This is a genomic window from Streptomyces sp. NPDC002209, assembly GCF_042890265.1.
Taxonomy (GTDB): Bacteria; Actinomycetota; Actinomycetes; order Streptomycetales; family Streptomycetaceae; genus Streptomyces.
On sequence record NZ_JBIARX010000028.1, the window covers coordinates 37,357 to 59,606 of the forward strand.

At 71.8% G+C, this 22,250-nt stretch carries 21 protein-coding genes; 16 read left to right on the plus strand and 5 right to left on the minus strand.

Annotated elements, in window-relative coordinates; genetic code table 11:
- Positions 1-82 precede the first annotated feature (82 nt).
- Positions 83-1,273 (minus strand): pyridoxal phosphate-dependent aminotransferase, encoded by a 1,191-nt coding sequence (locus ACFYXK_RS31980; protein ID WP_389414327.1) that lies wholly within the window; start codon positions 1,271-1,273, stop codon positions 83-85.
- Between the two features lie 697 nt (positions 1,274-1,970).
- Between ACFYXK_RS31980 and ACFYXK_RS31985 the strand changes: the two genes are divergently transcribed.
- From ACFYXK_RS31985 to fbaA, 6 genes are all read left to right on the plus strand, one after another.
- Positions 1,971-2,513 (plus strand): DUF2617 family protein, encoded by a 543-nt coding sequence (locus ACFYXK_RS31985; protein ID WP_389414328.1) that lies wholly within the window; start codon positions 1,971-1,973, stop codon positions 2,511-2,513.
- Between the two features lie 139 nt (positions 2,514-2,652).
- Positions 2,653-4,293, plus strand: a complete 1,641-nt coding sequence (locus tag ACFYXK_RS31990) for a polyamine aminopropyltransferase (protein WP_389414329.1) — start codon at positions 2,653-2,655, stop codon at positions 4,291-4,293.
- Between the two features lie 47 nt (positions 4,294-4,340).
- Positions 4,341-5,234 carry an SRPBCC family protein gene (locus ACFYXK_RS31995; RefSeq protein WP_389414330.1) on the plus strand — a complete coding sequence of 298 codons (894 nt, stop codon included), beginning with the start codon at positions 4,341-4,343 and terminating at the stop codon, positions 5,232-5,234.
- A 69-nt stretch (positions 5,235-5,303) separates the two neighbouring features.
- Positions 5,304-6,092, plus strand: a complete 789-nt coding sequence (locus ACFYXK_RS32000) for an aldose 1-epimerase (protein ID WP_389414331.1) — start codon at positions 5,304-5,306, stop codon at positions 6,090-6,092.
- Between the two features lie 27 nt (positions 6,093-6,119).
- Positions 6,120-6,659, plus strand: coding sequence for an orotate phosphoribosyltransferase (pyrE, locus tag ACFYXK_RS32005; RefSeq protein WP_389414332.1), 540 nt, complete (start codon positions 6,120-6,122; stop codon positions 6,657-6,659).
- 245 nt (positions 6,660-6,904) lie between these two features.
- Positions 6,905-7,927, plus strand: a complete 1,023-nt coding sequence (fbaA, locus tag ACFYXK_RS32010) for a class II fructose-bisphosphate aldolase (protein ID WP_389414333.1) — start codon at positions 6,905-6,907, stop codon at positions 7,925-7,927.
- A 95-nt stretch (positions 7,928-8,022) separates the two neighbouring features.
- On the opposite strand, the gene ACFYXK_RS32015 is transcribed toward fbaA, so the two are convergent.
- Complete coding sequence (locus tag ACFYXK_RS32015) at positions 8,023-9,252, minus strand: IS701 family transposase (protein WP_389414334.1); 1,230 nt, start codon at positions 9,250-9,252, stop codon at positions 8,023-8,025.
- 199 nt (positions 9,253-9,451) lie between these two features.
- Between ACFYXK_RS32015 and ACFYXK_RS32020 the strand changes: the two genes are divergently transcribed.
- The 4 genes from ACFYXK_RS32020 (at position 9,452) to ACFYXK_RS32035 (ending at position 13,163) form a co-directional block, all read left to right on the plus strand.
- A complete protein-coding gene (locus ACFYXK_RS32020) occupies positions 9,452-9,865 on the plus strand; it encodes a DUF3151 domain-containing protein (RefSeq protein ID WP_383506307.1) in 414 nt (137 codons plus the stop codon).
- Between the two features lie 203 nt (positions 9,866-10,068).
- Complete coding sequence (locus ACFYXK_RS32025) at positions 10,069-10,914, plus strand: tryptophan 2,3-dioxygenase family protein (RefSeq protein WP_389414335.1); 846 nt, start codon at positions 10,069-10,071, stop codon at positions 10,912-10,914.
- On the plus strand, positions 10,907-12,112 hold the full coding sequence (gene kynU / locus ACFYXK_RS32030) for a kynureninase (protein ID WP_389414336.1): 1,206 nt from the start codon (positions 10,907-10,909) through the stop codon (positions 12,110-12,112). Before ACFYXK_RS32025 ends, kynU begins: the two co-directional genes overlap by 8 nt.
- A gap of 166 nt (positions 12,113-12,278) precedes the next feature.
- Complete coding sequence (locus ACFYXK_RS32035; RefSeq protein ID WP_389414337.1) at positions 12,279-13,163, plus strand: alpha/beta hydrolase family protein; 885 nt, start codon at positions 12,279-12,281, stop codon at positions 13,161-13,163.
- On the opposite strand, the gene ACFYXK_RS32040 is transcribed toward ACFYXK_RS32035, so the two are convergent.
- Positions 13,088-13,450 carry a hypothetical protein gene (locus ACFYXK_RS32040; protein WP_389414338.1) on the minus strand — a complete coding sequence of 121 codons (363 nt, stop codon included), beginning with the start codon at positions 13,448-13,450 and terminating at the stop codon, positions 13,088-13,090. The two genes, ACFYXK_RS32035 and ACFYXK_RS32040, sit on opposite strands and share 76 nt — an antisense overlap.
- 239 nt (positions 13,451-13,689) lie before the next feature.
- On the opposite strand from ACFYXK_RS32040, the gene ACFYXK_RS32045 reads away from it, so the two are divergent.
- The 3 genes from ACFYXK_RS32045 (at position 13,690) to ACFYXK_RS32055 (ending at position 16,590) form a co-directional block, all read left to right on the plus strand.
- Entirely contained in the window at positions 13,690-14,550 is an 861-nt protein-coding gene (locus ACFYXK_RS32045; protein ID WP_389414339.1) for a helix-turn-helix transcriptional regulator, read from the plus strand.
- Complete coding sequence (locus tag ACFYXK_RS32050) at positions 14,547-14,789, plus strand: DUF397 domain-containing protein (RefSeq protein WP_389414340.1); 243 nt, start codon at positions 14,547-14,549, stop codon at positions 14,787-14,789. The genes ACFYXK_RS32045 and ACFYXK_RS32050 overlap by 4 nt, the downstream gene beginning before the upstream one ends.
- A 133-nt stretch (positions 14,790-14,922) precedes the next feature.
- Entirely contained in the window at positions 14,923-16,590 is a 1,668-nt protein-coding gene (locus tag ACFYXK_RS32055; RefSeq protein WP_389414341.1) for a PKD domain-containing protein, read from the plus strand.
- 81 nt (positions 16,591-16,671) lie between these two features.
- Here ACFYXK_RS32055 and wrbA read toward each other — a convergent pair whose 3' ends face one another.
- Positions 16,672-17,283, minus strand: coding sequence for an NAD(P)H:quinone oxidoreductase (gene wrbA, locus ACFYXK_RS32060; RefSeq protein WP_389414342.1), 612 nt, complete (start codon positions 17,281-17,283; stop codon positions 16,672-16,674).
- A gap of 101 nt (positions 17,284-17,384) precedes the next feature.
- Between wrbA and ACFYXK_RS32065 the strand changes: the two genes are divergently transcribed.
- The 3 genes from ACFYXK_RS32065 (at position 17,385) to ACFYXK_RS32075 (ending at position 21,385) form a co-directional block, all read left to right on the plus strand.
- Complete coding sequence (locus ACFYXK_RS32065; protein ID WP_389414343.1) at positions 17,385-18,020, plus strand: TetR/AcrR family transcriptional regulator; 636 nt, start codon at positions 17,385-17,387, stop codon at positions 18,018-18,020.
- A 137-nt stretch (positions 18,021-18,157) separates the two neighbouring features.
- Positions 18,158-19,792 carry a hypothetical protein gene (locus tag ACFYXK_RS32070; RefSeq protein WP_389414344.1) on the plus strand — a complete coding sequence of 545 codons (1,635 nt, stop codon included), beginning with the start codon at positions 18,158-18,160 and terminating at the stop codon, positions 19,790-19,792.
- A gap of 105 nt (positions 19,793-19,897) precedes the next feature.
- Entirely contained in the window at positions 19,898-21,385 is a 1,488-nt protein-coding gene (locus ACFYXK_RS32075; RefSeq protein WP_389414345.1) for a hypothetical protein, read from the plus strand.
- A gap of 76 nt (positions 21,386-21,461) precedes the next feature.
- Here ACFYXK_RS32075 and ACFYXK_RS32080 read toward each other — a convergent pair whose 3' ends face one another.
- Complete coding sequence (locus tag ACFYXK_RS32080; RefSeq protein WP_389414346.1) at positions 21,462-21,950, minus strand: DUF4232 domain-containing protein; 489 nt, start codon at positions 21,948-21,950, stop codon at positions 21,462-21,464.
- Between the last annotated feature and the right edge of the window lie 300 nt (positions 21,951-22,250).

Consider the following 22,250-nt stretch of genomic DNA (forward strand, 5'->3'; position numbering starts at 1 on the left):
ACCTGCCCGCGGGCGTGAATGCCCCCGGAATCTCCGGTGAAATCAGCCCGGCCCGCAGGCGTCCCCGCGATGAGCGCCCCGCTCAGAGCCGCCGCAGGCGCGCGGCGGCCTCTTCGAGGACCTCGTCCTTCTTGCAGAAGGCCCAGCGGACCTGGGTGGCTCCTGCCGACCGGTGGTCGTAGAAGACCTGGTTCGGGATGGCGACGACACCGCAGCGTTCCGGGAGCGCACGGCAGAAGGCGAGGCCGTCCTTCTCGCCGAGCGGGGTGATGTCGGTGGTGATGAAGTACGTGCCCCGGGGGCGGAAGACCTCGAAGCCGGCCGCCGTGAGGCCGTCGGCGAGGATGTCGCGCTTGGCGGCCAGGTCGGCGCGGAAGCCCTCGTAGTAGCTGTCGGGGAGGTTGAGGGCCTCGGCGATGGCGTACTGGAAGGGGCCCGAGGAGACGTACGTCAGGAACTGCTTCGCCGAGCGGACCGCCGAGACGAGCTCCGGCGGGGCGGTGATCCAGCCGACCTTCCAGCCCGTGAAGGAGAACGTCTTGCCGGCGGAGCTGATGGTGACCGTGCGCTCGCGCATGCCGGGCAGCGAGGCCAGCGGGACGTGGGCGCCCTCGAAGACGAGGTGCTCGTAGACCTCGTCCGTGACGACGAGGAGGTTGCGCTCCACCGCCAGCTCCGCGATCGCCGCGAGCTCGGCCGGGGTCAGGACCGTGCCCGTCGGGTTGTGCGGGGTGTTCAGCAGGAGCAGCCGGGTACGCGGGGTGACCGCGGCCCGCAGTTCGTCGAGGTCGAGGGTGAAGGCTCCGGCGTCCGGGCGCAGGGTGACCGGCACGCGGGTGGCGCCGGCCATCGCGATGCAGGCCGCGTACGAGTCGTAGTACGGCTCCAGGGCGATGACCTCGTCGCCCGGTTCGAGCAGGGCGAGCAGCGAGGCGGCGATGGCCTCCGTCGCGCCGGCGGTGACCAGCACCTCCGTGTCCGGGTCGTGGGCCAGGCCGTAGAACCGCTGCTGGTGCTCGGCGATCGCGGTGCGCAGCTCCGGGATGCCGGGGCCGGGCGGGTACTGGTTGCCCAGGCCCGAGAGCACGGCGCGGGAGGCGGCCTCGGCGATCTCGGCGGGGCCGTCCGTGTCGGGGAAGCCCTGGCCGAGGTTGATCGACCCGGTGCGGGCGGCCAGGGCCGACATCTCCGCGAAGATCGTCGTGCCGAAGGAGGCCAGGCGGCGGTTCAGGAGGGGGCGGCTGCCGCCCACAGGTGCGCTCATGGGCGCCATCCTGCGGGGAACCTCTGGACTTGCTCAAGTGTGCTTTGGCCCGGGTGGCGTGCGGGCATCCCCCCTTCACACCCCGGGGGACCGGGGCGCTGAACGTGAACGGGGGTTGGGTGTCATGTCTGTCTTCGGTTTGGGGTTCGTGGCGCTGGTCGTCCTGGGCTTCGTGCTCCTGGTGCGGAAGGTGGTCCGCGCCTGGACCGGCTCCGGTTCCGGCTCCCGCTCGTCGTGGTGGGCGAACGGCAGCGGGTCCTCCAGCTCGTGCGGGGGCGGCTCGTCCTGCGGTTCCTCGTCCTCCTGCGGTTCCTCCTCGTCGTGCGGAGGAGGATCGTCCTCCTGCGGCGGCGGAGGTTGCGGTTCCAGCTGACACGGGGCAGCTGGCGCCGCGTGCGTCGGGGCGCCCGGCGGTGCTAACTGCCGTCGGGCGCCCTCATGTTCGGGCTCCCCGGCCGGCCGTGGTGCGACGCGCGGGACGCCCGTGGTTGAACACGTGAACTGTGTAGCCCCCGGGGGGATGTAAACCCAATCAAGTTGGGTAAAAACGCTGTGAGTGCCGTGCCTTTCATGATTCCCTCGGTTGAGTAGACCAGTCCTCGGACCTCCCTGGACTTCCTGTGGACCCGTGCCGGTGTCCCCCCACCCGTTGACTACCGCTGGCGGGCCCCGGCCCATCTCCCTCGCGCGTTTGCGGAGCCGACTCATGCTCACGACCCTCCAGACCACCTACACCGACACGCGTGCCGCCGACCTCGCCTGGGCCCTGGGTCGGGACCGACTGCCCGCCCTGGCCGTACTGAACCTCGAACTGGCGGGCGCGAAGGTGGAGTTGCGCCTGCTCGGCGCCTCGCACCAGGTGCTCCTGGAGGAGGGCCGGGTGCTCTGCTCGGAGACGGTCGCCTGCATGCCCGGCAGCAGCACGCCGCTGCCGCTCGGCGTGGCCAAGCGGATGGGGGGCTGGGAGTACGAGTTCGCCGCGCGGGTCGAGACCCTGTCGCAGGGCTCCTTCGCGGGGCGTGCGCAGGAGCTGCTGGCGCTGGTCGCGGATCACCCGAACGGATTGGCCGGAACCTTTCCCGGCAGCCCGCACGCCTTCACCGCCCTGCTCGCGCAGCGCCACGAGGGGCAGGTGCGCTGGCGGACCTGGCACGCGTACCCGCAGGAAGGCCAGTTGGTGGCCACTCGTACGAGGGTCGGTGTGCGCACGGGCGCACCCGCGGGCGCCGTGGAGTCCGCCGCACGGTAGTGCGGGACTGGGCTGGGAGTTCCGGGGCGCGTGCGCCGCGTGCGTCCCCACATGGTTGCGCCAACTGGCTGGAACGGCAGGTCACTTGCACCCATGTGGGTGACGGGATGCGAGTGTGCGGTGACGTACCGTTCGCTTCATGATCGACCGTTCCGTCCCGCGCCGGGTGCTCCCGGCTCCGGAGCCGCGGGGCGTGGCGGCCCTCCCGGCCGCCCTGCCCGTACGGCCCCGGACCGGCCGACTCCTCGTCCTGGCCACCGTGTTCGTCTGTGCCGCCTGCGGGCTCGTGTACGAACTGGAGCTGCTCGCCCTCGGCTCCTACCTCATCGGCGATTCCGTCACCCAGGCGTCCGTCGTGCTGTCCGTCATGGTCTTCGCGATGGGGGTCGGTTCCCTGCTGGCCAAACGGCTGCGCAGGCGGCCCGCGTTCGGATTCGCCGTCATCGAGGCGGGCCTGGCCCTGCTCGGCGGGCTCTCGGCGATAGCGCTGTACGCGAGCTTCGCGTGGCTGGGCGAGTCCCGGCCCGCCCTCGTGGCCTTCTCCTTCGCGATCGGCGTGCTCATCGGCGCCGAGATCCCGCTGCTGATGGTCCTCATCCAGCGGATCCGCAGGCAGGACGCGGGCGGCGCCGTCGCCGACCTGTTCGCCGCCGACTACGTGGGCGCCCTGGTCGGCGGGCTGGCCTTCCCGTTCCTGCTGCTGCCCGTGCTCGGCCAGCTCACCGGCGCCATGCTGACGGGGACGGTCAACGCGGTCGTCGGCGCGGGCCTCGTCCTGTGGCTGTTCCGCCGTGACCTGAGCAGGCGCTCGCGCTGGCTGCTGATCACGGCGAACGTCACCGTGCTGGCGGTCCTCGCCTGCGCGACGGTCCTCGCCGACGACTTCGAGCGGGTCGCCCGGCGCGCCGTCTACGGCGCAGAGGTCCGGGTCGCGCAGCAGACCGGCGTCCAGGAGCTCGTGCTGACCGGTCCCGCCACCGGCTCCCCGCGCTCCCTCGACCTGTTCCTCGACGGCCGGCTGCGGGTCAGCGGCTACGACGAGTACCGCTACCACGAGGCCCTCGTGCACCCCGCGATGACCGGCCCGCACGCCCGGGTGCTGGTCCTCGGCGGCGGCGACGGGCTCGCCGCGCGCGAGGTGCTGCGCTACCGCGACGTCACCTCCGTCACCGTCGTCGAGCTCGACCCCGGCGTGGTCCGGCTCGCCCGCACCGACCCGATGCTGTCGGCGCTCAACGGCCGGGTGTACGAGGACCCGCGCCTCGGGGTCGTCACCCAGGACGCGTTCCGCTGGCTGCGGGGGCCCGCCGCCCGGGACCGGTACGACGTCATCGTCTCCGACCTCCCCGACCCGGGCATCACGCCCAGCACGAAGCTGTACTCGCAGGAGTTCTACGGGCTCGCCGCCCGGGCGCTGCGCCCCGGCGGGCGGCTCGCCGTACACGCCGGGCCGCTGGTCACGCGCCCGCGCACGTACTGGACGGTCGAGGCCACCCTGCGCGCGGCCGGCCTGCACACCGCTCCCTACAGCGCGGGCGGCCGGCTCTCCGGCTTCGCCGCCGGCCCCGACCGCAGCCTCGGCACGACCGGCGGGCCGCCGCAGGACTGGGGCTTGGTACTGGCCGGCCGGGACCGGGTCCCCGAGCTGCGCGTGGGCCGCGACACGCCGGGGCTGCGCTCGCTGTCCACGCAGTCCCTGCAGGACGCCGCGCGCGATGCGGAGCGCACCCGGGTGGCGGGCCTGCCGCCCTCGACGCTCCCGCACCCGCGGTATTCGTAAGCGCCGGACCGGGTGCGGGAGGGTCTCTCGTCGGTAGGCTCGACCACATGGAGCATCAGGTGTTCGTTCCGGTACCGGCAGACGATCTGCGCGCCGTGCTGCGCGACCCCGCCCGGGTGGCCCGCTGCGTCCCCGGGCTCCAGCAGGACGCCGACGCGGCGTCCGGGCCCGTGTCGGGGCGCCTCAAACTGCGGGTCGGCGGGAACACCGTCACCTACCGCGGGGCCCTGTCCGTCACCGAACGGGATCCGTACGTCTTCACCGTGGCCGGTGAGGGCACGGAGATCCGCGGCAGCGGGACCGTCAAGCTGTCGCTGGCGCTGCTGCTGACCCCGGTGGACGACGGGACCCGGCTGGGGTTCACCGCCGAGGCCGCCGCCGACGGGCGCGCCGCCGCCTTCCCGCCGGAAGCCACCGCGACCGCCGTCCAGCGGCTCCTGGAGCGGGCCGCCGAACAGCTCGCGGCGCTGGCGGGCGAAGCGGCGGAGCCGGTCACCGACGTCATCGCCGAGGCCGAGGAGGCGGAAGGCGACGTACCCGACGGGGAGGACGGCGGCGTCACGGAGGTCACGGCATCCGTCTTCGACACCGACGTGCCGCCCCCGTCCCTGGACCCGTTCATGGACGGCGACTTCGAGGGCCTCCCGGACTTCGGCCGGATCGGGGAGGGCGGCGAGATCGGGGAGAGCGGGGAGAGCGGGGGGATCGACGGGTTCGGTGCTGCCGCGCAGCCCCCCGCCGAGGCCGCCCACGCCCGCCGCACCATGATCGGCCGAAGCGCCGAGGAGGTGGACCACGCACCCCCGCGCGGCCGCTACGCCCCGGTCCCGGCCCCCGCGGCCGCCGGCGCCGGCGCGAACCTGCGCTGGATCGCCCCGGCCGCCGCCCTGGCGCTGGCCTCGGCGGTCGTGGTCGGCCGAGCCCTGCGCCGCCGCCGCTGACGCCCCGCCAGGGGTGTCCTGTGGATCATGCCGGGTTGGATCCCCACGACACCCCCTAGAGTCGGCGGCATGAGTACGCAACTGAGCGCAGGCGGCGCCGAGGTGACCGTCGACCAGGAGAACGGCTGCCGGATCAGCAGCCTGCGCATCGACGGCACGGAGCTGTTGCGCCAAGGCCCCCACTACGGATGCTTTCCGATGGTGCCGTGGTGCGGGCGCACGGCGAACGGGCAGTTCCGGGACGGGGCCGTCGTCCACCAGCTGCCGGCCAACCATCCGCCGCACGCCATCCACGGCCTCGGCCGCGACGCGTCCTGGCGCCCCGCCCGCGTCACCGCCACCGACGCGGCGTTCACGTACGACCTCGCCGAGCCCTGGCCGTACCCGGGCCGGGTCACGCAGATCGTCGAGCTGGGCCCCGACTCGCTGACCCTCACCCTGGGCGTCGAGACGTACGGGGACTCCTTTCCGGCCCAGGCGGGCTGGCACCCCTGGTTCCACCGCAACCTCGGCACCGGCGGCGAGGATGTGCGCCTCGACTTCGCACCCGCCTGGCAGGAGGAGCGCGGCGCCGACCACCTGCCCACCGGCAAGCGCATCGACCCCCTGCCCGGCCCCTGGGACGACTGCTTCGGCATGCCGGACGGCGTCGAGGCGACCCTGACCTGGCCCGGCGCACTCGAACTGAAGATCACCAGCCGGGCGGAATGGGTCGTCGTGTACGACGAGCAGCCCGAGGCCGTCTGCGTGGAGCCGCAGTCCGGCCCGCCGAACGGGCTGAACACCCTGCCGCGCCTGGTCAGCCCCGTGGACCCGCTGGAGATCTCCACGACGTGGACCTGGCGGCGGCTCTCGTAGCACCGGCGCCCAATTAAGCTCGGGGTCATGAGTGATGTACGCGATGCGCTTCTGCAGCAGATCAAGGACAAGGCCGTCGTGCACGGCAAGGTGACCCTCTCCTCCGGCAAGGAGGCCGACTACTACATCGACCTCCGCCGGATCACCCTGGACGGCGAGGCTGCCCCGATGGTCGGCCAGGTCATGCTCGACCTGACCGCCGACCTGGACTTCGACTGCGTCGGCGGTCTGACCCTGGGCGCCGACCCGGTCGCGACCTCGATGCTCCACGCCTCCGCCGCGCGCGGCGGCCGCCTCGACGCCTTCGTCGTCCGCAAGGCGCAGAAGGCCCACGGCATGCAGCGCCGCATCGAGGGCACCGACGTGAAGGGCAAGCGCTGCCTGGTCGTCGAGGACACCTCGACCACCGGCGGGTCCCCGCTGACCGCCGTCGAGGCCGTCCGCGAGGCCGGCGGCGAGGTCGTCGCCGTCGCCACGATCGTGGACCGCGGGGCCGCGGACGCCATCGCCGCAGCGGGACTGCCCTACCTCACCGGCTACCAGCTCGCCGACCTCGACCTGGCCTGATCCCGCCCGATCTCGCCCGATCTCGCATTCTGGCCCCCCGGAGAACTGATGACTCAGCTCCCCGGGGCTCCGGGCACAGGTCCTGACCTGCTCTTTCCCGACCGGGCCCGATGTTTCACGTGAAACGGTCCGGTCGGCACGGGTGGAGTGTCGCGCGGAGTCTGGAAAGATGAGCCCGACGGTTACGTCGCCCCCAGGTCAGGGCCAGCAATCGCACACTCCCCGCACATCCAAGGAGCGGACAGATGCCCATCGCAACCCCCGAGGTCTACAACGAGATGCTCGACCGGGCGAAGGCAGGCAAGTTTGCCTACCCGGCGATCAACGTGACCTCGACCCAGACCCTGCACGCTGCACTGCGCGGCTTCGCGGAGGCGGAGAGCGACGGCATCATCCAGATCTCCACCGGTGGTGCGGAGTTCCTGGGTGGCCAGTACAAGAAGGACATGGTCACGGGTGCGGTCGCCCTGGCCGAGTTCGCGCACATCGTGGCGGCGAAGTACGACGTCACCGTCGCGCTGCACACCGACCACTGCCCCAAGGACAAGCTGGACGGTTACGTCCGCCCGCTGCTCGAGGTCTCCGCCGAGCGCGTGGCCAAGGGTCTGAACCCGCTCTTCCAGTCGCACATGTGGGACGGCTCCGCCGAGACCCTGGCCGACAACCTGGCGATCGGTCAGGAGCTGCTCGCCAAGGCCGCCGCCGCGAAGATCATCCTCGAGGTCGAGATCACCCCGACCGGCGGCGAGGAGGACGGCGTCACCCACGAGATCAACGACGAGCTGTACACCACCGTCGACGACGCGATCCGCACCGCCGAGGCCCTGGGCCTGGGCGAGAAGGGCCGCTACCTGCTGGCCGCCTCCTTCGGCAACGTGCACGGCGTCTACAAGCCGGGCAACGTCGTCCTGCGCCCCGAGCTGCTGAAGGACCTGCAGCAGGGTGTCGGCGAGAAGTACGGCAAGACCAGCCCGTTCGACTTCGTCTTCCACGGCGGCTCCGGCTCCTCCGAGCAGGAGATCGCCACCGCGCTGGAGAACGGCGTCGTGAAGATGAACCTCGACACCGACACCCAGTACGCCTTCACCCGCCCGGTTGCGGACCACATGTTCCGCAACTACGACGGTGTCCTGAAGGTCGACGGCGAGGTCGGCAAGAAGTCCACCTACGACCCGCGCACCTGGGGCAAGCTCGCCGAGGCGAGCATGGCCAAGCGCGTCACCGAGGCGTGCGCGAACCTGCGCTCGACCGGTACGAAGCTGAAGTAGCACCCGCTCCACCCGCTGTGCCGAAGGGCCCGGCCCGCCGTACCGAAACGGCGGGCCGGGCCCTTCGTCGCCCGGCCGGGGCGGCCGGGGCCGGGTCAGCGGGCCGCCAGGGCGGGGTGCGGGCGGGGACGGCGCAGCAGGCTGTGCCGGCCGGGAACCGGGGGCGCCATCGGCTCCAGGCTGCGGGCCGCGTGGGCCACCGACGCGAGGGTCACGTGCCGGTGCCAGCCCGGCAGGGAGCGGCCGGAGAAGTCCCGGAGCCCGATCTCCTGCACGCTGAGGCCGGCCGCCGCCGACACCCGGTGCGCCGTCTTCGTCATCCGCACCAGCGCCCCCGGATCCGTCCGCACCATGTCCGTGACCCACAGCTGCGTCGGCAGCCGCCGGGCCGACTCCCACTCGCCGAACAGCAGCACCTCGCGCCGCCGCCCGGGCGCCGGATCCGGCACCATCACCCGCACCGCCGCCACCAGCGACGTCCGCCGCGCCCCCGGAGCGTCGGGAGCCGCCCACTCCACCGGCATCCGCAGCCCCCTGACGTTCTGCAGGATGTCCCGCGCGGCGAGCGTCCCCGCGCCGAAGCCCGGCAGCCGAGGGTCGGTCACCAGCAGTCGCGCCTCGGGGCTGATCCGCCCCACCACCGGCACCCGCGCCCCGGCGAACCGGTTCAGGGTGGCCCGCGTCGCGATGTCCCGGATGTCCAGCACCACCGGCCGCGGCGCCAGGCCCGACTCCCGCAGGGTGTCGAGCACGCCCGTCACCGCGCACTCCTCGTAGCCCTCGTACGACTCGGTCTGCGCGGCCTCCGGCTCCTCGCCGAGGAACAGCCGCCAGCCCACCGGCGTGACCACCCCCGGCGACGTGAACCACATCCCGAACGCCTGCTGCCCGCGGAACATCTGGCCCCGGTGCGGGTCGAAGCGGTGCCCCGCCCCCACCGAGTGCTCCCCGCCCTTCGGGATCGCCATCGGCTGCGCGACCCACACGTTGAGCGGAGCCGCCTGCCCCAGGTACTGCGCCAGGGCCGCGCGGATCGGCTGCCAGTCCCACGTCGACGCGGCGATGAAGTGGTGCAGGCTCTGCTCCGCCGCCGTGGCGCCGGCCCCCGCCCCCAGCTGCTGCGCGATGTTGCGGATCGACTTGCGGCCCTCCGCCGCGAGCAGCCCGCGTACGTACTGCCGTCCCCGCTCCCGCTGGTCCTTGCGCCGCAGAGAGGTGAACACCGCCGCGCACAGCTCCTCGACGGCCTCGTCCGCGAGCTTCCGTCGTCCCGCCCGGACGCCCTGGTACGTGCTGCTGTTCGCGCTGCTGATGCTGGTGTTCACGACTCCCCCTTCGTCGATGGCCCTCCTACCGTCCGCCCGGGGCCCCCTCGCCGGGGAGGTGCGCCGGGCACACGACTGGGCCGACTGGTGGTGGGGCGCCCACCACCCCTCACCCACGGCAGCCGCAGCGGTGGCTGGACCACCGCCGGTACGCGCCACCACCGCACCGCACAGGGGCCCGATGCCCCAGACTTGGACCATGTCCATTCACCAGAACCTGCTCGGGGGCCCCGCCCCCACCCACCTCCCCGACGAGCCGGGCCGCGAGGCCCTGGCCGCGGGCACGCCCGCCGTCGAGGTGGCCGCCGCGCACCCGACCTCCTCCCTCGCCTGGGCGACCCTCGCCGACGAGGCGTTCGCCGCCGGCCGCACCGTCGAGTCGTACGCGTACGCCCGTACGGGCTACCACCGCGGCCTCGACGCCCTGCGCCGCGCGGGCTGGAAGGGCCACGGACCGGTGCCGTGGGAGCACGAGCCGAACCGCGGCTTCCTGCGCGCCCTGTACGCCCTGTCCCGTGCGGCCGAGGCGATCGGCGAGAAGGAGGAGTACGAGCGCTGCTCGACCTTCCTGCGCGACTCGTCCGAGACGGCGGCGGACACCCTCGGCGCCTGAACCGCGCGCACGCGTACGCGGTCGGGGCCCTCGCAGCGGGGCCCCGACCGGCCGTAGTGTCCGAAAAGTGACCGTGACCCCGGTCACACCGCGCTGGAGGGAGTCCGGCAACCGGTCCTATGATGCGGGCAGGGGACCGGGGCTCCACTCACCCATCGGAAGGAGCGGACCGCTACCCGGAAGCACGTGTCGAGGAGACAGCGATGTCGAACACCCTTGATGCCTCCGGAGCCGGTTCGGACACCCCGAACCTCGACTTCGCCGGCACGACCCCCTACGAGGACTACGTCCAGGCGGACGTCCTCACCCACCTCCAGCACCTGCGCTCGGACGACCCGGGCGAGATGGTCTTCCTGGTGACGACCCAGGTCATGGAGCTGTGGTTCACGGTCATCGTCCACGAATGGGAGACGGCCGCGAAGGCCCTCCGCGAGGACCGCATCCCCGTCGCGATGGATGCGCTGAAACGATCCCTCCGCGAGCTCGAGGCCCTCAACGCCTCCTGGCGCCCGCTCGCCCAGCTCACCCCGGGCCAGTTCAACGCCTACCGCGCCGCCCTGGGCGAGGGCTCCGGATTCCAGTCGGCGATGTACCGCCGGATGGAGTTCCTGCTCGGCGAGAAGTCGGCCTCCATGCTCGTCCCGCACCGCGGCGCCCCGCGCGTCCACGCGGAGCTGGAGAAGGCCCTCCAGGAGCCCAGCCTCTACGACGAGGTGCTGCGCCTGCTGGCCCGCCGCGGCCTGCCGGTCCCGGCCGCGGTCCTGGACCGCGACCTCTCCCAGCGGTACGAGCCCTCGCCCGAGGTCGAGGCCGTCTGGACCTCCCTGTACGCGGACCCCGACGCCCAGCTCGACCTCCACCGCCTCGGCGAGGTCCTCACGGACGTCGCGGAGCTCGTCTGGCGCTGGCGCAACGACCACCTGGTCGCCACCCGCCGCGCGATGGGCGCCAAGACCGGCACGGGCGGCTCGGCCGGCGTGACCTGGCTCGAGAAGCGCGCCACGAAGAACGTCTTCCCCGAGCTCTGGACGGCGCGAAGCCATGTCTGACGCGAACTTCCCTGCGGACCTGGCCGCCCGCGCCGCAGAGCTGGACACCGCCGACGAGCTCGGCAAGCTCCGCGACCGCTTCACCCTCCCCGACGGCGTCGTCTACCTGGACGGCAACTCCCTCGGCGCCCTGCCGACCGGCGTCGCCCAGCGCATCGCCCAGGTCATCACCCACGAGTGGGGCACCGAGCTCATCCAGTCCTGGAGCAGCGGCACCTGGTGGACCGCCCCCGAGCGGATCGGCGACAAGCTGTCCCCGCTCATCGGCGCCGCCCCCGGCCAGACGGTCGTCGGCGACTCCACCAGCGTCAACCTGTTCAAGGCCCTGGTCGGCGCCGCCCGCCTGGCCCGCCCCGGCCGCACGCAGCTGCTGGTCGACGCGTCCACCTTCCCCACCGACGGCTACATCGCCGAGTCGGCCGCCCGGATGACCGGTCTCACCGTCGTCCCGGTCGACCCGTCCCACGCGGCCGGGGCGATGGGGCAGGACACCGCCGTCGTCCTCCTCAACCACGTCGACTACCGCACCGGCCGCCTCCACGACCTGCCGGCCCTCACCGCGGCGGCCCGCGCCGCCGGGGCCGTCAGCGTCTGGGACCTGTGCCACTCGGCCGGAGCCCTCCCCGTCGACCTCGACGAGCACGGCGTCGACCTCGCGGTCGGCTGTACGTACAAGTACCTGAACGGAGGCCCCGGTTCCCCGGCGTACCTCTACATCTCCGCACGGCACCAGGCCGCCTTCGACTCCCCGCTCCCCGGCTGGAACGGCCACGCGGAACCCTTCGCGATGACCCCGGACTACGCCCCGGCGGCCGGTGCGATACGCGGCCGGGTCGGCACCCCGGACATCCTGTCCATGCTGGCCCTGGAAGCCGCACTCGACGCCTGGGACGGGGTCCCGGTGGAAGCCGTACGGGCCAAGTCCCTCGCCCTGACGGACTTCTTCCTGGAGTGCGTGGCGGCGTACGTCCCGGCCGGCAAGGTCGAATCGGTCACCCCGGCCGAGCACGACCGGCGCGGCAGCCAGGTCTCGCTGCGCACCGAGAACGCCCGTGAGGTCATGGACGACCTGATCTCCCGAGGTGTGATCGGGGACTTCCGTGCCCCGGACGTCCTGCGCTTCGGTTTCACCCCGCTCTACGTCGGTTTCGCCGATGCGGAGCGGGCCGCCCGGACACTGGGTCACATTTTCGGGTGATGTAGGGGAGAAACGTCACGGCAACCGGGCGGGCGGGGCTTCGGCCCCGTCCGCCCCCGCACATTCCGTCCGTAGCCGCCGCCCACCACGGAAGGTTCTGTTCCGGCCTGATACGGTCCCGCTCTGCCGGAACACCAGTCCCACGCGTTACCGAGAGGTCGAGCCGATGACGGACCCCGCAGTCGAACGGGACGCCGCCGAGGCCGCCTCGGCCTTCTCCCACCCGCCGGTCGCCCCCGATGCGACCGGGTCGTACGGGGACCACCCCGACCAGGTGATCGACTTCTACGTCCCGCGCGGCGACACCGAGGCGGGCGCGGCCCCGCTGGTCGTCGTCCTGCACGGCGGTGCGTGGCGGGCCCCCTACGACCGGCACCACATCACCCCGCTCGCGGACTTCCTGGCCCGCCGGGGTTTCGCGGTCGCCAACGTCGAGTACCGGCGCGGCAGTTCCCTGCCCCGCCAGAACGCCGGGGGCCACGTGGCCGGCCGCTGGCCGGAGACCTTCGACGACGTCGCCGCCGCGATGGACGCCCTCCCGGGCCTGGCCTCGGCCCACCTCCCGCAGGCCGACCGCCGCCGTACGGTCATCACCGGCCACTCGGCGGGCGGCCATCTCGCACTGTGGGCGGCCGCCCGGCACGTCCTGCCGCCCGAATCCCCGGCCGCCTGGAGGCTGCCTTCCCCGCCGCCGCTGCGCGGCGTGGTGGCGCTGGCCCCCATCGCGGACTTCGTGGCCGCGGAGGAGTTGGGCGTGTGCGGCGGCGCGTCCGCGCAGCTGCTGGGCGGCGCCGACCAGTGGGCGGAGCGCCTGCCGTTCGCGGACCCGGCGGTCCTGCTGCCGACCGGGATCGCGACGGCCGTCGTGCACGGCCGCGAGGACATCGTGGTCCCGCCGTCGGTGGCCGAGTCGTACGTGGCCGCCGCGGCCAAGGCCGGGGAGACCGTGGGCCTGACCCTGCTGGACGGGGTCGGTCACTTCCCGCTGATCGACCCGGCCGCGGACGCCTGCGCGGTGGTGGCCGAGGAGATCTCGCAGCTCGCCTGGTAGAGGCCGGCGGCCCGGTACAGCAGCAGGGCGTGCACGAACCGGTCCTCCCGCGCCGGCGGACACCGCCAGGCCAGCGGCCAGGCGCCGTCGAGGGCCGGGACGGGGATGTACGTGGTCCGGTGCGGCCCCGAAGCGAGCCGTGTGAAGCCCGGTGGCCAGATCCGGTACGCGGCACTCCCGACCGGGATCAGGAAGTACACGGGCCGCCTGCCGTTGGCCTGGACGACGATCGGCCCGGGGTCACCGCCAGTGAGCGTGACGAGGAGATCGGCCAGGTCCCGTCCCATGTCACCGTCCACACGTACTGCGTCAAACAGCACTCCTGCCTTGCGGATTCCGATACCGGCGGCCGGAATCCAGCTGGGCGTGCGGGAGTTGGGTGCGTGACTTTCAGTGTTCATGGGCCAAGCGTGAGGGCTCAGGTCTACCGTTTTCTAGGTCTCGGACTTGATAGGTGAGAAGTCTGGGATATGAGCATTACGTGCTGGAGACCATTTGAGTTCGTTTAGTTTCGGGGGTGTTCGCAATGTCGAAGGCTGCGGCCAACAAGGACAGGGAAAATGACAACGACGACGAGCGACCGGCGACGTCGTACGTCGCAGAGATCGCCCGTATCCTCCGGCTGGAGAAGAAACTGACGCAGGTGGCGGTGGGGGAGATGATCGGCTACACCGGCTCGGCGATCAGCGCCATGGAAACGGGTGCGCAGCCGGTGAGCGACAACATGCTGGTGGGCCTGGAGGTGGCGATCGGTGACCGACGCGGCTTCTTCGAGAGCGCGCGGAAGTATGTCCTGATGGAGAAGTACCCGGTCCGCTTCCGGAAGTTCTCGCAGGTGGAAGCCGAGGCCCTCATGCTCTCCTCGTACCAGACAATGGTGATGGACGGCCTGTTCCAGACGGAGTCGTACGCCCGGGCGGTGTTCAAGGGCAGCTATCCGCCGGTGTCGGACGCCCGGGCGGAGGAGCTCGTCGAGGCCCGGATGGCGCGCAAGGCGCTGTTCGATCGCGACCCGGTGGCGATGATCGAACTGATCGTCGAGGAAGGGGTTCTCGAGCGTCCGTACGGGAGCTGGGACGTCCAACGAGGGCAGCTTCTGTCGCTCGCGGAGGATGCCCAACGCGACAACGTATCGGTGCAGGTCCTGGCGAAGCGCCGGGGCCTGAAGGGCTCCCACGCGGGCGAGCGCGGCCCGATGAAAGTCGTGGAAACCGGGGATCATCATCACGTCGTCTACATGGAAATCAACGACGAGGGCCTCCTCATCAGCAACCCGGCAAAGGTGTCCCGACTCGCACAGCGGTATGCGAAGATCCGCTCACAGGCACTGAGTCCCGATGAATCTCTGGAACTCATCCAGCGGTTGGCAGGAGAACGGAAAAAATGAGCGCCAACACCCTGCAGTGGTTCAAGTCCAGTTACAGCGACGGCGGCGGCGGCGATTGCGTCGAGGTCGCCTACGACTGGCGCAAGTCGAGCTACAGCGACGGCGGTGGTGGTGACTGCGTCGAGGTGGCCGCCTGCCCGCACGCCGTCCACGTGCGGGACTCCAAGGACCTCACCGGCCCGGCCCTGGCCGTGGCCCCCGCGGCCTGGGCCGGCTTCGCCGGCTGGGTGGCGGCGTAGCCGGAGGTGCGCTGACCTGGCCCGAAACCCGTGGAGGCGATGTCCGAATCGCTGTGTACGCTGATCGCGCTTCGCACTGAATCGCGTTCAAAAACGAAAACATGGGGGGCCGGTGCGCAATCGCCGACTCGTAATGTCCGCTGCCCTGATGGCGGCGGGTCTCGGACTCATCCCGGGCATGGCCTCGGCGGCGGACGGCCCGTCCGCACCCGCCGCGCCCGTCCGGGCGGAGCCCGGGAAGACCGCACTGAAGACGTATCACAGCCCTGCCGACCGGACCGTCCGCACGGCGCTGCCCGCAGGGGGGAACAAGGCTGCCGCCGCGCAGGCGCAGTCCGCTGCCGGCAACCCGCAGCTGGCCCTGGACATCTCCGGCTCCGACCACACCGCGCTCGGCCTCGAGATCAAGTCCACGATCACGAGCGAGGACGTGCCGCTCGACGTGACCATCGACTGGGGCGACGGCAAGACGGACAAGGTGACCACCAAGGGCTCCGGCGACCGGTGGGACAACCACACGTACACCGAGGTCGGCGAGTACCAGGTGAAGGTGACGGTGACCGACGCCGCGAACGGAGTCCGGGCCGTCAACGGGTTCTCGCACCTCACGCAGGGAACCGAGTTCAACCCGTACGCCCCGACCCGGCTGCTGGACACCCGCAACGGCACCGGCACGAAGGCGGGCAAGGTCGCCGGTCGCGGCACGACCCGCGTGAAGGTGACCGGCATCGGCGGTATTCCCGCCGGCGGTTCCGGCGTGCCCACCGGCGTGGAGGCGGTCGCCCTCAACGTCACGGTCACGAACACGGCAGAGCCGGGCCACATCACGGTGTGGCGGGGTGACGACACCGGGATCCCCGACACGTCGAACCTCAACTACGCGGCCGGCCAGTCCGTCTCGAACCTGGTCATCGTGCCGGTCGGCGCCGACGGCTACGTCGACCTCTTCAACGGCGGATGGGGCCCGGTGGACCTGGTCGTCGACATCACCGGCTACTTCACCCACACCCCGGCCAGCGGCTACACCACGATGGCCCCGACGCGGTTCGTCGACACCCGCGACGGGCTCGGTACGCCCAAGGGCCAGCTCGCCGGCCGCAAGTCCTTCGGCGCGCAGATCGGCGGTGTGAAGGGCGTTCCCCAGGGGGTCACGGCGGTGGCGCTCAACGTGACGGCGACCAACCCCAAGGACGCCGGTCACCTGTCCCTGTACCCGGGCGGCGGCACGGTCCCGACCGCGTCCAGCCTGAACTTCGCGACCGGTGAGACGGTGGCCAACTCGGTGATCGTGCCGGTCGGCCCCGACGGGTCGGTCAACGTGTTCAACGGCTCGTGGTCCCCCGCCGACGTGGTGGTCGACGTCGTCGGCTACTACAGCAAGGACGGCAAGGCGGCCTACTCGCCGACGGGCAACTACCGGTACCTCGACACCCGTGTGCCCGGCGACTGGTACCCGGGCGGGAAGTTCCCGGCCCGCGGGTACATCGCGAAGGGGTTCGCGGTCATCGACGACCCGGCGGGCGACGAGGCCTACGTCATGAACACGACCGTCACCAACACGACGGACGCGGGGTTCCTCTCGGTGGCCCCGAGCCCGTTCCCGTGGCTGGTGAACGACCAGCCCGGCGCACCCGTCCCGCCGCGTCCGGTGTCCTCCAACCTGAACTGGACCGCGGGCAAGACCGTCGCGAACCTGGCACAGGCGAGCGACGGTGAGCACGGTGTGATCCACTTCTGGAACCAGGGCTGGAAGGACGCCGACCTCATCGTCGACGTCTACGGCGTCTACCAGACCAGGTGATCCCCCGGGCGCGCAGGAGCCCGGAACAGCACTGAGGGGCCCGTCCGATCGGCTGATCGGACGGGCCCCTTCCCGTCGGTGTCAGACGAGGTCGGTCGTGGCGGCCAGGCGGGCGGCGAACCGGGCGAGCCGTTCGCCCTGGTGGCGGGCCGCGGCCAGGGTCTCCTCGCTGACGGCGCCGCTGCTGCCCGGGTGGGAGGTGCCGTACGGGTTGCCGCCGGCGGCGAACACGTCCGGGCTGGTGAATCCGGGGGCGACGATGACCGAGCCCCAGTGGTGGAACGTGTTGTAGAGGGCGAGCAGTGTGGACTCGTTGCCGCCGTGCGCGTTGTGCGCGCTGGTGAAGCCGGTGGCCGGCTTGTCGGAGAGGACGCCCTGCTGCCAGAGGCCGCCGGTGGTGTCGAGGAACTGCTTCAGCTGGCCCGCGATGTTGCCGTACCGGGTCGGCGAACCGAACGCGTACGCGTTGGCCCAGGCGAGGTCGTCCAGGGTGGCGACCTCGACGTCCTTGGTGTCCTCGACGTGCCCCCGCCATGCCGGGTTGGAGTCGATGGCCGCATCGGGGGCGAGTTCGGGCACCCGGCGCAGGCGGACCTCGGCGCCCGCCTTCTCGGCGCCTTCGGCCACGGCTTTGGCGAGCTCGTGGACGTTTCCGGTGGAGGAGTAGTAGACGACCGCGACCTTGGCGCTCATGGTGAGGACCCCATCTATAAGTGGATTGCTATCCGGTTCAATGAGTGAGAGTAAAGCGGATAGTCATCCGGTTGGCAAGAGGTGTCCGGTAGCCTCTGGGTATGAGCCGCATCGAACTCCCGGTCACGGGGCAGGCCCCGCCCGAGCGCGCGGACGCCGCCAGGAACAGGCGGAAGATCCTGGACGCGGCGGCGCGGCTGGTCGCCGAGCGGGGGCCGGACGCGGTGACCATGAACGCCGTCGCCCACGCCGCGGGCATGGGGGTCGGGACCGTCTACCGGCGCTTCGGCGACGTGAGCAGCCTGCTGTTCGCGCTGCTCGACGACGACGAGCGGCGCTTCCAGGAGGCCTTCATGAGCGGGCCGGCCCCGCTCGGCCCCGACGCGCCGCCCGCGGTGCGGCTGCGCGCCTTCCTGCACACCCTGGCCGAACGGCTCGTCGAGCAGCGGGCGGTGATGGCCGTGGCGGAAGCCGCGTCGCCGGGCGCCCGGTACGCCAGCGGTGCGTACCTGACCATGCACACGCACGTCGCGATGCTGTTGCGCCAGGCCCGTCCCGAGGCCGACGCGGCGGTCCTGGCGCACCTGCTGCTGGCCCCGTTCGTACCGAGTCTGTTCGAGCACCTCACGGCGCAGGACGTGCCGGTCGGGCAGATCAAGGCGGGCATCGACGCCCTGCTCGGCGCCGGACGGGAACCCGGTGGACCGGGACATGAACCCGGTGGATCAAGCCGCTGACGTTTCTGTAGGCTGATCAGGACTTTTCGAACCTGTTCAAGGTTCTGCATCAGACCAAGGGGGGAACGGTGCTCCGTCGCCGTCTCATGTTTTCCGCTGCCCTCGTGGCGGCGGGTGTTGTTTTCGTCCCGGGGACCGTGGCTCATGCGGCGGGGCCCGTCGCGCCCGCCGCCCACGGGGCCGCCGCGACGCCCGGTGCGAACCCGGGCAAGGGCGGGACGCTGCCCGGGGGCAAGACCTTCTCCAGCCCCGCCGACCGTACGGTGGTCACATCGCCGTTCGGCGCCCGGGCCGGGGCCGCGCGTGCGCAGGACGCCCGGGACGACTCGCGTCTCGGGATCGACCTGCGCGCCACGGCGCCCACCGCGCACTCGATCGATCTACAGTCCATCATCGTCCCCTGGGACGACGCCGTACTCGACGTCACCATCTCCTGGGGCGACGGGACCACGGACAAGTTCACCGCCACCGTGGGCGGCTTCGCCGTCGACCACCGCAACACCCAGCACACGTACGCCGCGGTCGGCTCGTACGACGTCAAGGTCACGGTGAAGGACACCACGAACGGCGGCGAGGCGGTGAACGAGCTCAAGTTCGTGACCTCGGGCGCCGAGTACACCCCGCACGCGCCCACCCGACTGCTGGACACCCGCGCGGGCCTCGGTGCCGCGCAGGCCAAGGTCGCGGGGCGGGGCTCGGTGGCCCTGAAGGTCGCCGGCGCCGCCAAGGTCCCCGCCGGGGTCAGGGCGGTGGCCCTCAACGTCACCGCCACCAACGCCACGGGAGCGGGCCACGTCGTGGTCCAGCCCCGCTCGTACGGCTTCGACGAGGGGTCGAACCTGAACTACGTCGCGGGGCAGACCGTGGCGAACCAGGTCATCGTGCCGGTCGGCGAGGACGGCTCCGTACAGCTGATCAACGGCGGCTGGGACGCGGTCGACCTGATCGCGGACGTCACCGGCTACTTCACGGCGTCGGCCGCCAGCGGCTACACCTCGCTGGACCCGGTCCGCGCCGTCGACACCCGCGAGGGTCTCGGTACGGCGAAGGGCCAGGTCGCCGGCTACGGCACCTTCGGGGTCGACATCGCCGGGCGCGGGGGCGTACCGAAGGGCGCCACCGCCGTGGCGCTCAACCTGACGGCCACCAACCCCCGGGCGGCCGGGCACCTGACCGCGTACCCGAGCGGGCAGGCGGCGCCGGCCACCTCCAGCGTGAACTTCGCCGCCGGTCAGACGGTCGCCAACTCGGTGATCGTGCCGATCGGCCCCGACGGGAAGATCACCATCCGCAACGGCAGCTGGGACCGGGCCGACGTGGTGGCCGACGTGGTCGGCTACTACAGCACCGACAGCAGGTCCGCCCTCGTGTCCATCGGGGGACCGTACCGGATCATGGACACGCGCAAGGACAGCTGGGGCCGCAAGGCCGGGCCGATCCCGGCCCGCACCTTCCTCCCGGTGCGGCTCGACGGAGACACGACGAACTCCGATATCGACGGCTGGGTGCTGAACACCACGGTCACCAACACCACCGGGACGGGCTTCCTTTCGGTCGCGGCCGACCCGAACACGTGGCCCGACTACCTGAAGGGCACCGCGGTCACACCGCAGCGGCCCGTCTCCTCGTCCCTGAACTGGACGGCGGGCGCGACGGTCCCGAACCTGGTGCAGACGTCCGGCGGCAAGGGGGGCATGGTCGACTTCTGGAACCAGGGCTGGCAGGACATCGACCTGGTCTTCGACCTGCTCGGCTGGTACCAGACGGTCTAGCTCCGCACTTCGCGCTGCTTCACATTCCACGCTTCACACTTCGTACGCTCACAGAAATCTGGGGGGCCGGTGCTCAATCGCCGACTCGTAGTCTCCGCTGCTCTCGTGGCAGCCGGTGTTGCTCTCTTCCCCACGACGGCGCTGGCCGCGCCCGCGGCGGGCAACCCGGACCTGGCCATCGCGCTGAACGCCCGCGCGGCCACCGCGCACGGCATCTTCCTGGCGTACGACATCTCCAGCGCCGCCGCCGCGCTCGACGTCACCATCGCCTGGGGCGACGGCACCACGGACAAGGCCACCGCCGCCGGTTCCGTCCAGCGCAGCACCCACCACTCGTACGCCGAGGTGGGCTCGCACACCGTCACGGTCACGGTGAAGGACACCGCGCACGACATCACGGTCGTGAAGGAGATCAAGGCCGCCCCGGCCGGTACCGAGTTCACCCCGCACGCGCCCACCCGGCTGCTGGACACCCGCTCGGGCCTCGGCGCGGCCAAGGCCAAGGTCGGGGGGCGCAGCTCGGTGGCCCTGAAGGTCGGCGGCGCCGCCCAGATCCCCGCCGACGTCGTCGCCGTGGCCCTCAACGTCACCGTCACCAACGCCACCGACGCGGGCCACGTCGCCGTCCAGCCGGGCAAGGAATACATCGGGTCCGCGACGTCGAACCTCAACTACGTTGCAGGCCAGACCGTTCCGAACCTGGTGATCGTCCCGGTCCGGGACGGGCACGTGCAGATGTTCAACGGCGGCTGGGCGCCCGTCGACCTGATCGCGGACGTCACCGGCTACTTCACGGCGTCGGCCGCCAGCGGCTACACCTCGCTGGACCCGGTCCGCGCCGTCGACACCCGGGAGGGTCTCGGTACGGCGAAGGGTCAGGTCGCCGGCTACGGCAGCTTCGAGGTCGGCATCGCCGAGCGCCACGGTGTGCCGAAGGGCGCCACCGCCGTGGCGCTCAACCTGACGGCCACCAACCCCCGGGCGGCCGGGCACCTGACCGCGTACCCGAGCGGGCAGGCGGCGCCGTCCACCTCCAGCGTGAACTTCGCCGCCGGTCAGACGGTCGCCAACTCGGTGATCGTGCCGGTCGGCCCCGACGGGAAGATCACCATCCGCAACGGCAGCTGGAGCGCGGCCGATGTCGTCATCGATGTCGTCGGCTACTACAGCCCGGACAGCCGGGCCGCCTTCCGGCCCCTTGAGGAGCCGTACCGGGTGCTCGACACCCGTGAGAAGAGCGGACACCGCGAGAGGGGGCCGATTGCGGCCCGCGATTACCTTGCGCTGCCGCTCAACTCCCTTTCATCCGGTCCGGCCGACGGCTGGGTGCTGAACGCCACCGTCACCAACACCAAGGGCGCGGGCTTCCTGTCTGTCGCCCCCGACCCGAACAGGGAGATCGATTACGCCTCGGGCGTCGCGGTCAAGCCGCCGCGTCCGGTCGCCTCCGCCCTGAACTGGACGGCGGGCACGAGCGTCCCGAACCTGGTCCAGACGTCCGGGGGCCGGGACAACCTCGTCGACTTCTGGAACCAGGGCTGGGAGGACGTCGACCTGCTCGTCGACTGCATCGGCTTCTACGAGAGCGACTGAAAGGACGACGGGTGGCGAAAAGGGCGGTGCGCCGTACGGTGCACCGCTCTTTCGGTGCACCCACGGTCGACGCTCATCACCAGGCTTGGACCGGGCTGATCTCGAACATCCCGCACACCCGCAGCGCGTAGCGGATCTCCTCGGCCACGCCGCTGTTCGGCGGGTAGACCTTGACGTAGGTCGACTTGGGCCGGCAGTTCGACCCGCTGTCGGTGCGCATGACGGCGGTCACGGTTTCGTCGGGGGCGACGACCACCGTGCTGATCGGCTCGCCGGTGCGGATCGCGGAGGTGCCGATCTGGCGGTGCCCGGCATTGGTGACGCTGACGCCCGGATACCCGCGCAACGCGCACTTGTGGCTCGTGGTGTTGGTGAACAGGATGGGGTAGTCGATCGCCCCTCCTGCGGATTCCGGCTCGCCGATGGCCAGTTCCAGGTCGGCCAGACGGCAGGTCGGGGTCGCCGTCGGCAGGGCCGACGCCTGGGTGGCGCCCACCAAGGCGCCGGTGGTGGTCAGGAGGGCTGCGGCAGCAAGGGCCGCAGCCCGGGGCAGGACGTTGCTCATGGCAAACTCCGGTGCCGGCTAAGGGAATTGCCCGCTGCCGGCGCGATGCGATGCGCATGCCGTATCGGGGAGAAGTGCTCGCACCCTCGCGGAGGCCTGACCGAGTGGTGCGCTCCCGCGGCTGAACGGCGCGGGCCTGATGCCATCAGTTTACCGGCGGGGTGCTCCCACGGCCTTTCGGCGGCGGACACGCCGGAGGGGGGGGGGGGGGGGCCCCCCCCCCCCCCCCCCCCCCCCCCCCCCCCCGACCCGGCGGAGTAGCTAGGAGGCGGAGGGGCGCGGCCGGCCCCCCCCCCCCCC

Bases quoted from the DNA above. Each gene is read 5' to 3' on its own strand.
- ACFYXK_RS31980 (WP_389414327.1), bottom strand. From the start codon at position 1,273: ATGGCGCCCATGAGCGCACCTGTGGGCGGCAGCCGCCCCCTCCTGAAC.
- ACFYXK_RS31985 (WP_389414328.1), top strand. From the start codon at position 1,971: ATGCTCACGACCCTCCAGACCACCTACACCGACACGCGTGCCGCCGAC.
- ACFYXK_RS31990 (WP_389414329.1), top strand. From the start codon at position 2,653: ATGATCGACCGTTCCGTCCCGCGCCGGGTGCTCCCGGCTCCGGAGCCG.
- ACFYXK_RS31995 (WP_389414330.1), top strand. From the start codon at position 4,341: ATGGAGCATCAGGTGTTCGTTCCGGTACCGGCAGACGATCTGCGCGCC.
- ACFYXK_RS32000 (WP_389414331.1), top strand. From the start codon at position 5,304: ATGAGTACGCAACTGAGCGCAGGCGGCGCCGAGGTGACCGTCGACCAG.
- pyrE (WP_389414332.1), top strand. From the start codon at position 6,120: ATGAGTGATGTACGCGATGCGCTTCTGCAGCAGATCAAGGACAAGGCC.
- fbaA (WP_389414333.1), top strand. From the start codon at position 6,905: ATGCCCATCGCAACCCCCGAGGTCTACAACGAGATGCTCGACCGGGCG.
- ACFYXK_RS32020 (WP_383506307.1), top strand. From the start codon at position 9,452: ATGTCCATTCACCAGAACCTGCTCGGGGGCCCCGCCCCCACCCACCTC.
- ACFYXK_RS32025 (WP_389414335.1), top strand. From the start codon at position 10,069: ATGTCGAACACCCTTGATGCCTCCGGAGCCGGTTCGGACACCCCGAAC.
- kynU (WP_389414336.1), top strand. From the start codon at position 10,907: ATGTCTGACGCGAACTTCCCTGCGGACCTGGCCGCCCGCGCCGCAGAG.
- ACFYXK_RS32035 (WP_389414337.1), top strand. From the start codon at position 12,279: ATGACGGACCCCGCAGTCGAACGGGACGCCGCCGAGGCCGCCTCGGCC.
- ACFYXK_RS32040 (WP_389414338.1), bottom strand. From the start codon at position 13,450: ATGGGACGGGACCTGGCCGATCTCCTCGTCACGCTCACTGGCGGTGAC.
- ACFYXK_RS32045 (WP_389414339.1), top strand. From the start codon at position 13,690: ATGTCGAAGGCTGCGGCCAACAAGGACAGGGAAAATGACAACGACGAC.
- ACFYXK_RS32050 (WP_389414340.1), top strand. From the start codon at position 14,547: ATGAGCGCCAACACCCTGCAGTGGTTCAAGTCCAGTTACAGCGACGGC.
- ACFYXK_RS32055 (WP_389414341.1), top strand. From the start codon at position 14,923: ATGTCCGCTGCCCTGATGGCGGCGGGTCTCGGACTCATCCCGGGCATG.
- wrbA (WP_389414342.1), bottom strand. From the start codon at position 17,283: ATGAGCGCCAAGGTCGCGGTCGTCTACTACTCCTCCACCGGAAACGTC.
- ACFYXK_RS32065 (WP_389414343.1), top strand. From the start codon at position 17,385: ATGAGCCGCATCGAACTCCCGGTCACGGGGCAGGCCCCGCCCGAGCGC.
- ACFYXK_RS32080 (WP_389414346.1), bottom strand. From the start codon at position 21,950: ATGAGCAACGTCCTGCCCCGGGCTGCGGCCCTTGCTGCCGCAGCCCTC.